This window comes from Luteibacter sp. dw_328, assembly GCF_018449605.1.
Classification (GTDB): Bacteria; Pseudomonadota; Gammaproteobacteria; order Xanthomonadales; family Rhodanobacteraceae; genus Luteibacter.
Window position 1 is genome coordinate 294,363 of sequence record NZ_JAAVUW010000005.1, and the last position, 13,841, is coordinate 308,203.

The following is a 13,841-nucleotide window of genomic DNA, read 5'->3' on the forward strand; positions in this document are numbered from 1 at the left end:
CCACCGACCCACGGACTTATCGCCATGACCCTGTTCCCCACGGATGGACGCGCCCTTGCGCGTGCCGTCGCCTGCGCCCTTGGCGCGGCCTGCCTGCCTGTCCACGCCGCCGACGGCCCCGATGACCCGCAACACGCGACCACCCTGCGTGAAGTGCGTGTCTCAGCCGCCAGCCATGGCGCGCCGGTGGATCCCGACCTACCCGCCGCCGTCGAGACGATCACCGCCGAACAGCTGGACCATCTCAACGTGATCAACGCCGAGGATGCGCTGAAGTACCTGCCTTCCTTCGGCATCCGCAAGCGCTTCACCGGCGACGAAAATGCCACCTTCTCCGTGCGCGGCACCAGCAACCAGCAGAGTGCGCGCGGGCTGGTCTACCTCGATGGCCTGCTACTTTCCAACCTGCTAGGCAACAACTGGGCAAATCCGCCGCGATGGTCGATGGCCTTCCCCGAGAACCTCTCGCGCGTCGATGTGATCTACGGCGCTTACTCCGCGCTTTACCCGGGCAACGCCATCGGCGCGACCGTGCTGATGACCACGCGCATGCCGGAGAAGCTCGAGGTCACGGGGGATGTGCAGGCATTCACCCAGCACGTACACACGTACGGTGTCGATCGCGACTACGGCGGCAGCCGGCAGACGGCGACCCTCGGCGACCGCGATGGTCGCTTTGCCTTCCTGATCGGGGTGTCGCATCTTCAGGCCAACGGCCAGCCACTGGTCTACGCCACGCAGAATCGATCTACCGTGCCGGGCACGCGCAATCCGGTCACCGGGGCCATCGGCGACACGGGCGCCAACGGCCTGCCGCGAGAGGTACTCGGGATCAATAGCGAGGGTCAGGAGGCGAGTAGCCAGGACGAAGCGCACGCGCGCCTGACCTATGACATCACGCCCGAACTCACCGCGGCGGTCACCGCGGGCTATTGGAAGCAGGACCTGTCGCACCGCACGGCGTCCTTCCTGCGCGATGCGAACGGCCAGCCCGTGTTGTCCGGACCGGTGACGATAGGCGGGCAGCAGTACACCGTGCCCGCCAACTTCTTTGCCCCGAGCACACGGCAGAGCCGGAATTATCTGTACGGCGTGTCACTGGGAACCCATCGTGACAGCGGATGGAACGTCGAAGGCGACGCGTCTTACTTCGACATGGACCGGAACCGCGACCGCGTCGCCAATGCGGTGACCGACAATGGCGCGGGGCTGCTCACCGCTGGCGACGGCAGCCGCTGGCGCACGCTCGACCTGCGCGCCAGTCATACGCCCGACAGCCTCGAGGCCAACACACATTCGGTGAGCTTCGGCTATCACTTTGATGGCTATGCGCTGGACAACGCCACGTACAACCTTGCCAATTGGCGCAACGGTGACGCGGGTGCCCTGACGAGCGCTAACGGCGGCAGCACGCAAACGCAGGCGGTCTATCTGCAAGACGCGTGGCAGCTGATCGACCGCTGGCGGCTTACCGTGGGCGCGCGCTACGAACAGTGGCGTGCGTTCGACGGATCGCGCTCGACGTCGACGGCCACGGTCGGCTACCCAGAGCGAAAGGAATCACATACCTCGCCCAAGGCCTCGCTGGCGTACGACGCCAGTGACACGGTAACCCTTCGCCTGTCCGGCGCACGGGCCTATCGCTTCCCCACGGTGAACGAGTTGTTCCAGGGCACGTTCAACGGCATCGCGCTGATCAACAACGATCCCAACCTGAAGCCCGAGAACGACCTCTCGCGTGAATTTTCCACGGAGTGGTACCAGCCCAACGGTGTGGCCCGCTTCACGATTTACCGCAGCGATACGCGCAATACTCTGTTCAGCCAGACCGACACCACGGTATTCCCGAATGTCACCAGCGTGCAGAACGTCGGCCTCGTACGCACACGCGGCGCCGAGGCGAGCTACGACGGCACCGGCGTCTGGTGGCCGATGTTCGACCTCAGTGCCAACGCGGCATATACGCAGGCGACGACGGTGACCAATGCGCGTAATCCCGCGTCCGAAGGCAAGCAGTTCTATCGCATTCCGCGCTGGCGGGCGAACGTGATCGGCACGTATCACGCCAGCGAGCATGTCGCCATGACTCTCGCCGGGCGCTATTCCGGGCGCCAGTACAACACCCTCGATCACAGCGACATCGACCCGGACACGTTCGGCGGTGCCAGCGCCTTCCTTACATTCGATGCCAAGCTGACGTGGAAAGTCAGTGACCACGTGGAACTCGGCGCGGGCGTCGACAACCTCACCAACCGCCGCTATTACGTGTATTACCCGTACCCGTCGCGGAGCTACCTGGTGGAGGCCAAGTTCCGGCTCTGACGTATCGGTGTCGGCAGGTGTTCGTCGAGCATGAAGGCCGCCGGTGCATCGCGCCGCAGTCGGTCGAAGAACGAACCGACGCCCACGCCGCCCGTGGCCAGGTCGCAACTGATGCGCAGCAATTCGGTACCAGGCACGGCGAGCCCCTCCTCGCGCTGGATGAGGAAGGGCTCGATGCCGTGCGCCACGCGAAGGGCGCCTTCGCGATAGATCGAAGCGCGTTCGGGCATGAAGTGCGCAAGGTCCAGAAGCGTCTCGCCGATACCAGCGAGCCCCTCAAAAAGGCCCGGGCTGATCGCGTGGCTGCGTAGCAAGTCTTCCTCGCTGGCGAGCAATACATCCCGGTAGTGCGCCTCACCTGTGAACGCTAGAAAACGGGCAACCACGGCCGTGACTCCAGCCGTTCCCCTCCTCAGGTAGGGCACTGAAGGGAAGGGCCCCCGGGACATCGGCCATGTCCAGGCACCATCCGCATTGCTGCGCCGCTGCGCGAGGTCGTAGGCGAGGCCGGCCGTTGCGCCCCGGAGGAAACGTGGTTCACCGGTGGCTACGTGCAGGTGGAGAAGGAACAAGGCGATTCCCGCCGCACCATGCGCGAGGCCGATCGGTTGCTGATCGCCATCGGGCCAGCGCAGCGTTTCGTCGTCCTCGGTGATCGCGGCGGACAAAAGTTCGTCACCTGCTCGCGCGGCTGCTGTGAGAAAGCCGCCATCCGCTGTTTCGTGCCATGCCTTGATACGGGCAAACCCCCAACCGGCGATGCCCTCGTACAGCCCGGGGCATTCCCGGATACCGCCCTCGAGCGAGTCCGGGCGCAGCAGCGCCACCGCACGTTCGGCGTCACCGGCCTCGAAGAGGACCCATGCGATACCGGCGTCCCCAGACATCAGGCTCACGCCACGCTGCCGGGGCTCATCGACGCCGGAAAGCAGATAGTCGCGCAGCCCGTCCGGCGGCACACGCGCACCGCGTAGATAGGCATGCAGGATGCCGGCGGCACCATGGGCGACACCCCAGGGGTGAGTCTCGAAGACATCGGGGGCAGCGGGCACGAATCGATCCGGTCTTGCGTGCACCGCCTGCGCCGTGACGTAGCCGAACAGCTTATCTGCATGCTCCGCCAAGGGCGGAGTAAGACGATTGCGATGGGGCACCGGTGCGGTACCCGCCTCCACGCATGCAAGGCTGGCCCGTAAGGCGGTCATCACTGTCGTCGGTGACGGCCGTGCCGTTGGTCTCGTATCCAGTAACTGGCCAATCGCTTCGGCCAGCGCGTCGGGGTATCCCATGTCTGCGCTCAGCCGGCGGGCGAAGCGCAGCGCGACGCTCCGGTCCAGGGGCAGCATCGCGTTCACGGGAATCATGGCTGCCAACAGGTTCGCGCCGAAGGCATAGCGATCTTCGCTCACCGCCGCCTCGTGATCCTTGGGTAGCGGATCGCCCGAGGCGAACCCCGGTGTCCGAAAAGGCATGGGCGCGTCGAGCCCGTGCTCAACGGCCGCCTCCAGATCGATCAGCCGTATCTCGCCCGTGGCATCCACGATGATGTTATGGAATGAGAGGTCACCCAGTGACACGCCGACCGCGTGGACCCGCTGGATCGCATCGGCGAGGCGACCGAATACCGCGACGACATCGGTGAGGAAACCGGCCACGTCGTCCCTGGTAGCCCGTGTTTTCAGCCAGGGGTAGCGCTTGCCCAGCCAGGATCGAAGCGTAGGCCCTCGCAGGTACTCCTCGACCAGGAAACCATGTTCGCCTTCCTCGAAGCATGCGATCGGCTGCGGCGCGATGCCGAGGGACGCCAGGCGTCGAAGCAGGCGGAACTCCTTGCGTAGGTTGTCCTTGGCTGTTTCGCCATAGCCGACATACGGGCGGGCCTCCTTGATGACGACGCGACGCCCTTCGTGCAAATCGTCGGCGAGGTAAACCCCACCCGCGGAGGAAAATGCCAGGGCCTCGTGCACCCGGTAGCGGCCACCTCCCAGCAGGACAGAAGGCGCCGGCTCGGTGGGAGCGGCGGTGCCAAAGGGGTCGCGTAGCCAGTCGGAAAGTCGAAACCGCGGCAGGCGATCATCGGGTTCCACGGCGTCATCGGGGCGCCGCAGCAACCATTCGTGGCGCCCGCCCGGCGACACACGAAAATCCGAGACGATGCCGCCATAGCGGTAGTGGAGTACGCGCGAGTCATCGTAGCGGCGATCGGTAAGGACGTACGGCCCGATATACCCCGACAGCGCCGCATGAAGATTGGCCATGACCTGACGGAAGTCGTCCACATTGCGCGGGTACACCGTAATGAACTTGCCCGATCCACTTCGCGGCCAGCGTTTGCCGTTGATAGCGGCGAGCATGCCCTGATCCGCGGCGAACTTGAATGCGGTACCGGACTCGGCGAGAACCGCCGTGGCGACGGACAGCACGATGTGTGCGGTAGAAGCGATCGAGGAGATGTGGATCTTCCAACCTTGTGTCGGCAGCACGGCGTTCGCGGGCCGACAGTGCACCCATATACCCGACCGCTGGATCGACCAGTGCGCGGGAAGCACGCGCCTGGCCGGGGAGATGAAGTCGGCCTCCTGCACAGCGCGACGTGCATAAGGTTCGAAAAACTCGCGATCGACCGCGGTGTACTGCAACAACTGGGCGCGTCGTTCCATAGCGAGCCAATCCTCCCTGTTCGGATGCAACCCGGCACGCGGGGCGGCCCGGACGCCGTCCCGCGTGCCTTCGCTTGCCCGTGTTACTCCGCGAAGCCGTCCATTTGGTAGATGGAGCAATGAGTGTCGCTGCACGACGTCACACCCTCGCCACCCTCGTTGTGATCCCAACCAGGATGGGTTGCGAGGTTCTGCAGATCGAGTACGTGTGGCATGACTATTCCTTTAGTTCCGCGATGTGTTCGAGCCGAATCTAGGGTGCGTTCAGTGCCCCAGCCAGTGCCCGGGGCGATCGTTCAGGGGATGAACCTGCGCATTCGATGGATTTCTATCGGGCGTGACCGCTTTTGAGTGCCTTCGCTGTCCGGAACCGGACAGCGCGGTCCGCAGCCGGACACAACGGCAGCCGCACGGTGGCCACGACGCCCTTCGCATCGCTGCGCGCGGCGAGGTCGACTGTTCCACCGTGCGCTTCGACGATCAGGCGCGTCAGCGTGAGGCCGATGCCCGACCCCTCGGGCTTCGTGGTGAAGAAAGGCACGAAGAGACCGTCGCTGGCGGGCAGCCCGCTGCCCTCATCCTCGATCGTCACACGCGCGTAGTCCTCTTCGATGCGCCAGTCGACGCGAACGCCGCCGCCCGTCGCCAGCGTGGCCTCGACCGCGTTTCGCATGAGGTTGATGAAAGCCTGGCCCAGCTGGTCTTCGTCACCGTCGATGGTCACCGCCGAAGCGCCATGGACGTCGATGATCTTCCGCTGTTCGAGCCGTGCGAAGCGCAGCAACGCGACGTCGAGGCGGAAGGGGCGACGTTGCAGGGGAGGCAGACGCGCCAGGCGGCCATAGCCGGCGAGGAAGCGTGTCAGGGAGTGGGCGCGCCGGCCGATCACTTCGAGACCGAGGCGGAGCTCGTCAACGGTTGTTGCGCGATCGCCCGCGTCGAGCAGGGTTGAGAGACTGCCCGCCAGAGAGCCGATCGGGGCGAGTGAGTTGTTCAGCTCGTGACTGAGCACGCGAATCAGTCGCTGCCACGCGCGTCGCTCCTCCTCACTCAATGCGGCACTCAAGTCGTGAAGCATCACCATCGTGTGCTCCGTTCCCTCGCTGTACCAGACCGCCCGGCGCACCGCCCAGCGACCGTTGGCCGCAGGAAACCGGTGGGTGAGAATGGCTCCGTCAGCAGCCCCAAGCGGGACGGACAAGCCGAGTGAGTCCGTGTCATGTCCAACGATAGACGCGCGCTCGCCACCAATCAGCCGCCTGGCGGCCGGGTTGATAAACGTCACGCGAGTCTTGTCGTCGACGACGAAAACCGCGCTATGCAGTGCAACCAGGGTCTTGCCCAGGAAGCGGGAAGCCTCAGTACGCTTGCGCCTCCCCGCGCGCAGGTCGTCGGTCAGCACGTTCACGTCCGCAATCATGCCTTGCAGGGGATCGCGGCCGGGACGAACCCTTCCGCGCATGCTGTAGTCGCCTTCACGTACGGCGAGCAGCAGGTCGAAGACCGTCCCCAACGTGGCAACCAGGCGATTGCCACGTATCCAGCCGACGAGGACACTCAGCAGAAGTCCGGTGCCAAACAGAACGGCCCGCAAGGCCCCGGAGAGTCCATCGAGGGTGGCAAGCAGCGCGCCGCTCACGATGAGCGGTGTCAGGAGGACCCCGACCCAGAGTGTCGCCTCGATGCGCAGTACCGTGGAGCGATCGCGCACCGCCTTGGCAGGGCGCGGGGGACGAGCCGGGGCCATGTCTGTCGGCCTCTCAGTCCACAGGCTCGAAGCTGCTTCGGAGACGGCGCTTGTCGAGGCGGCGATACAACGACTGTCGTGAAATGCCCAGTGCATCGGCGGCACGCTGAAGGTTGTGATCGTTGCGATCCATAGCCTGCCGTATGAGCATATCTTCGGCTTCGGGAAGTGTGAGTCGGTCCAGCAACAGAGGCGATCCCGTCTGCTTACTCAGATTCAGGCCCTCCACATCGATCTCATCGCGATCGGCCAGTAAGACTGCCCGCTCCACCGCATGCTCCAACTCGCGGACATTTCCCGGCCAGTCGTAGGTGCGCAAGAGACGTTCAGCCGACGGCGCCATGAACATGCAGTCCCGCTGGCGACGGCGACATTCGCGCAGGAGGAAGTGTCGGGCCAGCGGAACGATGTCTTCGAATCGTTCGCGCAACGGGGGCAGACGTATCTGCATCGCGTTGAGACGATAGAGGAGATCGCGTCGGAATCGATCGGCACGAACCGCCTCGCCCAGGTCGGCGTTGGTGACAGAGATCACCCGCACATTCACCCGGTGCGTGCGAGCCGACCCGGAATGCTCCAGTTCACCTTCTTCGAGCACCCGCAGCAGCTTCACCTGCTGGCTCATCGGTATATTGCCGATCTCCTCCATGATCAGGCTGCCCCCACAGGCCAACTCGAAGCGCCCGGGCCGCGGCCTCGGATCATCGTCGCCGAACATTTCGTCGACGAAGCGGGATTCGGGGAGGCTACCCATATCGACGCGGATCACGGGTCCTTCCGCGCGCGACGACATGGTGTGAATCTCGCGGGCCAATAGGGATTTCCCCGTCCCATTCTCGCCGAGGACAAGGACATTCGAGTCGCCCGGAGCGATACGGGATGCCAGCTTCATCACCTCGCGCATCGCCGTCGACTCCCATGCCCGCCACACGTCGGTCATCTCCCTGCCCAGCGCGTTCTCGGCACGAAGGCGTCGGTTCTCCTCGCGAATCGTGCGCAACGCGATCTGGCTGCGCACGGTATGGACGACTCGTTCGTTGATCCAGGGCTTCTCGATGAAGTCTGCTGCGCCAAGCCGCATGGCATGGACGGCAAGATCGACGCTGCCCCAGGCGGTCATCGCCACGAGCGGGAGATCGGGTACTTCTTCGCGGAGGCGGGCGATCAGTTCCATGCCTTCCCGACCGGACGTTGTGTCGGCGGTGTAGTTGAGGTCAAGGACGGCACAGGAGAATTCGACGCGCGATACCGCGTCAAGGGCCGCCGCAGGTGAAGTGACTTCCACAGACGGAATGTCCGCGGAGCGGAAAAGCAGGCGTAGTGAAACCAGTACGTCGGCCTGGTCGTCGACGATAAGCACGGGGAGTGGGGGCGCGCAGAGCATGGTCATGACCGGAAGCTCCTCTCTCGGCGGGACCCCCGAGGCGATATCGTCAGCTCGCCGCGAAGTATGGTGACGGATCGAAGGGTGGAGGCGCGTAGCGACGGCAAAGCCACGGCGCAAAGCGCCGCGAAAATCATCATCAGGGCGACGGCGGCAGCCACGCTGGCGTCGATCCCGCCGGTCTCGAGCGCCGAATGCCGAAATGCCTGCCCCATGACGACGGAAGCGACCAAACCTAGCGCGACACCAGGCATGGCCATGGCCATGCCGCGTGAAACGGCATGGCCAAACAGGTCCAGAGGCGTCGCCCCCAGTGCGTCGCGAAGGGCGATGTCACGTCGGCGGCTGATCACGTCCAGCGTTTGCACCGCATAGAGACCGATGCAGGCGAGGGACAGCGCCATGCCAGAGAAGGCTGCAGCCAGGGCGGCGTTACGTCGCGTCTCCGCGGTCGCGTCGCGAACGAGTCGTTGAAGGGGTTGCAGCGGCCCCGCTACCAGACCCGGTGCGGCTCGTTCGACCATCGTCTGCAAGACCTGAGCGTCCACGGGCTTGCTACCCGGACCGCGAACGACGACGAATGTCGATACGAAGCGTCTGATGAAGGCATAGGTACCCGGGTCGACCTGGGCAAACGGCACGTAGATCGTGGGCTCCGTTGATCGCTCCGCGCCGGCAGCTCGCGTATCCGCCACGACCCCCACGATGCGAAGTGCCCGGGTTGTACCGAGTTGCGAAGCGGGCATCACCGAGGCGCCGATGCCGCGTCGATCGATCTGGTCGACATACGCCTGGTTGACCATGGCCACGTGCGGGGCTGTGGCCCGGTCGTCCGCGTCGATGTCCCGGCCTGCTGCCCGGTCGATTCCCATCGAGTCCATCGCGCCGGGGGAAACCATGACGTACCGAAGGTAAGAGATTTCTCCATTCGGCGACCGAAACGGTCTGAAAAATCCGGTGCCCACCGGAAGCAGGGTGGTCAACCCCACCGCGTCGACGCCTGGCAGTCGCAGGGCGCCGATTCGCAGCGCTTCGCCGGCACGGACCACGCTGGCAAGCGTAGGGAACTGCAGGCTGTCCGGGCTGATTTCGACGAAGCTCGCCCCTTCCGCCTGAAAACCGAGGGGTATCTGTATCACGCGCCACATCCGGGTCACGGTCGCCACACCCAGGACCAGCAGCATCGTCGCGAGTGCCGTCTGGATCAGCACGATCAGGTGCCGGGCACGCCGGGCCGGACCCGGCGATGTTCCTCCCAGTGTGAACTGCGCACGCAAGACCCGTTCCGGGCTGGCGTGCATCGCGGCGGGTATCGCGGCGGCGGTCGTCGAAGAGATAGCCGCGACTACCGTCGCAAGGCAAACCGGTAAGTCCAGATCGATCGGCAGCGACGAGATGAGCCAGGACGGAGGGACAAAAGAACGCACCGCCGTCACGATGGCATGTGCGAGCGGCAGTCCCACGACCAGTCCACCCACACTGATGGCGGCGACATCCGCGATCAGTGGAAGCCTGGGCCGCCACCCCAGTCCGCCGAAGGCTATCGCAAGGCAGGTCTCATGCGTGCGCCGCAGTGCGCGCGACAAGAGGAGGTTGGACAGATTCACCCCGGCAATGGCAAGGACCAACAATGAACACATGAAGAAGGTGAGCACAGCGGGCCTGGCCTTGCTGGTCAGGACGGTATCGAGCGGCATCGTTCCATACGGGAGGGTCGGTGTCTGCGCCTGCAGCCATCGTGCAACGCTGTCGCCGGATACGCCGGGAGCAAGCCGTGCGATGGCGACGAGGTTCGCCGCACTGTCGCCGGACAGGTGCATCGACGGAAGCGGAAGGAGCAGGTCCATGTCGGCGAACAGGCGGTAGTCCGGCGGAAGTACACCGCGCACCGTCATTACCGCTCCGTTTACCGCGATGCCGCGCCCCACCACACCCGTATCACCGGCGAGCCAGCTCAACCAGAACGCGTGCGAAAGCATGACGCTGCTTTCGGCGGTGATCGACGAATCATCCGGCAGTACCGACCTGACACCCAGGGTGGGTAGGAATCCGGCATCGACGCGCTGAGCACGCGCGAGAGCCTGCCGGATACCCACACGAACATTCACCGATTCAGCCATATGTGCGGCGCCGGTCGAAAGTACGCCCGGGGGCCGGCCAATGGCGTCGTATGCCTTCGGCGAAGCCGCAAGGCCAACGGGGTCGCGTCCTGCCTCGCCGTAGATGACGACGCGGTCGTGGTAGGGGAATGGCGGCGAGGTCAGAAGGGATTCGACCATGGTCAGGGCACTGGTGAAGGCAGCCAGGCCGATCCCCAGGGTCAACGCCGCTAGCGGCAGGAACCCGCGCGGGCGCCAGAGTGCCCGCCAGGTGCGATCCAGGGCATTCAGTGGCACGTTCATGGAAACGACTCCGTGCTGCGGCGCTCGTCCAGACCCGCTTCGGCCTCACGCTGTCGCTGACGAAACGTCGTCTCATCGATGACACAGCCGTCCAGCAACCGTATCGTGCGGTCCGCCACCCCTCTGAACCGCTCGTCGTGCGTGACCATGCAGATGGTCCGACCCGACGCGTGCAGACGGCTGAGAAGTGCCATCACAGTCTCACCATTGCGCAGGTCGAGATTGCCCGTTGGCTCGTCGGCAAGGAGGATGGACGGCTCGCCAGCGAGCGCCCGGGCCACGGCCACACGCTGCTGCTGTCCCCCGGAAAGCTGGTCGGGATAGTGGCGCATGCGGTGCGCCATGCCGACATCGGCCAACGCGCTGGCTGCGCGATCCGCGCGCTCGCGGCGACTCATGCCATCGCGAAACGACAGCGGCAATTCGACGTTCTCGGCGACCGTCATGTCGCCGATCAGGTTGAAAGCCTGAAAAACGAAGCCGATGTGCTGGTTCCGCAGGCGCGCCCGGGCACGCCTGCCCAGACCGGACATCGACTGTCCCAGAAAGCGAAATGTCCCGTAGGTGGGTATGTCGAGGACACCCATCAGGGACAGCAGCGTGGTTTTCCCGCAACCGGAAGGCCCCGCGATCGAGACGAACTCTCCCCGACGAATATCGAGATGGATGTCGCTGAGGACGTGGACTTCCATCGCGCCGATGTCGAAGACCTTGCCGATGCCTCGCATCTCGATCACCGCGGGAGCGCGAGCCGATTGCACCGTAGCCACCTCGCCCCATTGACCCCCGTCGATGGATTGTGACCCGGCACTCAAGCTCTCGTGGATCGCGTCGCTATCTTTTGCCGGAAACGCTTTGTGATCAGCGCTTTCCACTCAATCGTTTTCCGCATCTACGTTACGACTTACGTTAACTAGACGATGCCGGTCTGCCGGGCAGCCGCTGCCGTGAGGCGACCCAAGGGATTCGCCGAAACGCGAGGCGGCCGAAGACGGTCAATTCGGCCACGACGAATGCTTTGTGCCCCAACGATGTAATCGTTTACATGTAACGCTATTTACGTGCCCACTCGGGGTGCCGATGCCGGTATCCTTGCCCGCTTACGGCGCCGGAACGCGCGCCGACCGTTCCCAGGGCAAGACCACCATGATCCGTGACCCCCGCATCGAAGACCTGATCGCCCGCATGACCGTCGAAGAGAAGGTCGGCCAGTTGGGCGTGTTTGCCGATGCCGTGCGCCCGTTCGCACCCGATATCAATCCCGAGGCCAACGCCCGTGGTGCCGCCGAGGTACTCGAGCAGGTGCGCGCCGGGCGCGTGGGCGCGTTGTTCAACGGCGTCGGCGCGACGGAGGGTCGCGAGGCGCAGCGAGTAGCCGTGGAAGAGAGCCGGCTGGGCATTCCCTTGTTGCTCGGCGCCGACGTGATCCACGGCATGCGCACTGTTTTCCCTATCCCGCTGGGCGAAGCGTCCACTTTCGAGCCGGACCTCGCCGAGCGCACCGCACGCGCGACGGCGGTCGAAGCCACCGCCGCAGGCATTCACTGGACCTACGCGCCGGCGGTCGACATCGCGCGCGACCAGCGTTGGGGGCGCGTGGCCGAGGGCGCCGGTGAAGACGTGGTGTTGGGTTCTGCGTTCGCCGCGGCGCGCGTGCGCGGCTTCCAGGGCACCGACCTCACGGCCGACGACTCGCTGCTCGCCACCCCGAAGCACTTCGCCGCCTATGGCGCCGTGGCCGGCGGCATGGAATACAACTCGGTGGAGATCGCGCCGCAGACGCTGCGTGACGTTCACCTCCCACCCTTCAAGGCGGCTCTCGAAGCTGGCGCGCTGACGTTCATGAGCGCGTTCAACGATATCAACGGCGTGCCAGCCTCCGCCAATCGCGAACTGATGACCGATATCCTGCGCGGCGAATGGGGCTTCGAGGGTTTCGTCGTCTCTGATTACACCGCCGACATGGAACTCATCGCCCACGGCTTCGCGGAAGACGAACGCGATGCCTCGCGCCTTGCCTTCCTCGCCGGCGTGGACATGAGTATGCAGAGCGGTTTCTACGCCGCTCACCTGCCCGACCTCGTCGCGAAGGGCGACGTACCCATGGACGTGCTGGACGAAGGCGTGCGCCGCGTCCTCCGCGTAAAGAACGCGATTGGCCTGCTGGACAATCCCTACCGCTCCCTCGACCCCGCCGTGGAAGCCGACACCTCGAAGAATGCAGAGCACGCGGCGCTGGCACGCGACGGCTCGCGGCGTTCCATCGTCATGCTGAAGAACGACGGCGTCCTGCCGCTGCGCAAGCGCGGCCAGAAGATTGCCTTGATCGGGCCGTTTGGCGCGGACGTCGACAATCTCGAAGGTTGCTGGACCCTTTTCGGCGACAAGACGCGTCACGTGAACATCGAGACTGGTCTGCGCGATGCGCTGGACATGAACACCGAGCTCGAGGTCATCGCCGGCAGCGGCATCGAGGACGCGATCGCGGGTGGTATCGAGGCCGCCGTGGCGGCTGCCCAGCGAGCCGACGTCGTGCTGCTCGCCATCGGTGAGCCCCAGGTTTATTCCGGAGAGGCCCAGTCGCGCACGCAGATCATCGTACCGCCAGCCCAGCAGGCCCTGGCCGAAGCGGTCGCCGCCACAGGTACGCCGGTCGTGGTGCTCTTGAAGAACGGACGTGCGCTCGCTCTCACCGGGGCGGTGCGCGACGCCAACGCCATCCTCGTCACCTGGTTCCTCGGCAGCCAGACCGGCCCCGCCATTGCCGACGTCGTCTTCGGCGACTACAACCCGGCCGGACGCTTGCCGGTCAGTTTCCCGCAGGACGCTGGCCAACAGCCCTATTACTACAACCATCTGCGCACCGGCCGCCCGGAACTCGCCGAGCAGCCGCCCGCGTTCAAATCGCGCTATCGCGAGATACCCTTCGACGCGTTGTATCCCTTTGGCCATGGCCTCAGCTACACCACGTTCGCCTACACGGCGCCCGAAGTGAAGGCGCAGGTCGGCTGGAACGACGCCATCGTGGTCAGCGCGACGGTAACCAACACCGGGGACATCACGGGCGAGGAAGTCGTGCAGTTGTACATTCACGACCGCGTCGCGAGTCGTGTGCGGCCGGTTCGCGAACTGAAGGCGTTTCGCAAGATCCTCCTCGCACCGGGCACTTCCGACAAAGTGTCGTTCGAACTGACCCGCGAGGATCTCGCATTCACGCACCGTGACGGCAAGACGTTCGAAGCCGAACCGGGCGACTTCCAGGTGTGGATCGCCGGATCGTCCGCGCAGGGTGACGCAGCGACCTTCGTCCTTGGGAGGCCCTGAAA

The 13,841-nt window shown here is 65.0% G+C and carries 7 protein-coding genes; 2 read left to right on the forward strand and 5 right to left on the reverse strand.

Going from position 1 to position 13,841, the window contains the following annotated elements; genetic code table 11:
• The first annotated feature begins 24 nt into the window (after positions 1-24).
• Complete coding sequence (locus HB634_RS14055) at positions 25-2,322, forward strand: TonB-dependent receptor (RefSeq protein ID WP_213948995.1); 2,298 nt, start codon at positions 25-27, stop codon at positions 2,320-2,322.
• Here the strand turns inward: HB634_RS14055 and lanKC are convergent.
• From lanKC to HB634_RS14080, 5 genes are all read right to left on the reverse strand, one after another.
• Positions 2,292-4,982, reverse strand: coding sequence for a class III lanthionine synthetase LanKC (lanKC, locus tag HB634_RS14060; protein WP_213948996.1), 2,691 nt, complete (start codon positions 4,980-4,982; stop codon positions 2,292-2,294). The two genes, HB634_RS14055 and lanKC, sit on opposite strands and share 31 nt — an antisense overlap.
• 328 nt (positions 4,983-5,310) lie before the next feature.
• Positions 5,311-6,729, reverse strand: coding sequence for an ATP-binding protein (locus tag HB634_RS14065; RefSeq protein ID WP_213948997.1), 1,419 nt, complete (start codon positions 6,727-6,729; stop codon positions 5,311-5,313).
• Positions 6,730-6,742: 13 nt separating this feature from the next.
• The gene (locus HB634_RS14070) at positions 6,743-8,119 is read right to left on the reverse strand and encodes a sigma-54 dependent transcriptional regulator (RefSeq protein ID WP_063570645.1); all 1,377 of its coding nucleotides are present in this window, start codon (positions 8,117-8,119) and stop codon (positions 6,743-6,745) included.
• Positions 8,116-10,515 (reverse strand): FtsX-like permease family protein, encoded by a 2,400-nt coding sequence (locus HB634_RS14075; protein ID WP_213948998.1) that lies wholly within the window; start codon positions 10,513-10,515, stop codon positions 8,116-8,118. Before HB634_RS14075 ends, HB634_RS14070 begins: the two co-directional genes overlap by 4 nt.
• A complete protein-coding gene (locus tag HB634_RS14080) occupies positions 10,512-11,243 on the reverse strand; it encodes an ABC transporter ATP-binding protein (protein WP_063570653.1) in 732 nt (243 codons plus the stop codon). The genes HB634_RS14075 and HB634_RS14080 overlap by 4 nt, the downstream gene beginning before the upstream one ends.
• 418 nt (positions 11,244-11,661) lie before the next feature.
• On the opposite strand from HB634_RS14080, the gene HB634_RS14085 reads away from it, so the two are divergent.
• Positions 11,662-13,839 carry a glycoside hydrolase family 3 N-terminal domain-containing protein gene (locus HB634_RS14085; protein WP_213949132.1) on the forward strand — a complete coding sequence of 726 codons (2,178 nt, stop codon included), beginning with the start codon at positions 11,662-11,664 and terminating at the stop codon, positions 13,837-13,839.
• The last annotated feature ends 2 nt before the right edge of the window (positions 13,840-13,841 follow it).

Coding starts and splice junctions, on each gene's coding strand:
- HB634_RS14055 (WP_213948995.1), top strand. CDS start 25: ATGACCCTGTTCCCCACGGATGGACGCGCCCTTGCGCGTGCCGTCGCC.
- lanKC (WP_213948996.1), bottom strand. CDS start 4,982: ATGGAACGACGCGCCCAGTTGTTGCAGTACACCGCGGTCGATCGCGAG.
- HB634_RS14065 (WP_213948997.1), bottom strand. CDS start 6,729: ATGGCCCCGGCTCGTCCCCCGCGCCCTGCCAAGGCGGTGCGCGATCGC.
- HB634_RS14070 (WP_063570645.1), bottom strand. CDS start 8,119: ATGACCATGCTCTGCGCGCCCCCACTCCCCGTGCTTATCGTCGACGAC.
- HB634_RS14075 (WP_213948998.1), bottom strand. CDS start 10,515: ATGAACGTGCCACTGAATGCCCTGGATCGCACCTGGCGGGCACTCTGG.
- HB634_RS14080 (WP_063570653.1), bottom strand. CDS start 11,243: ATGCGAGGCATCGGCAAGGTCTTCGACATCGGCGCGATGGAAGTCCAC.
- HB634_RS14085 (WP_213949132.1), top strand. CDS start 11,662: ATGATCCGTGACCCCCGCATCGAAGACCTGATCGCCCGCATGACCGTC.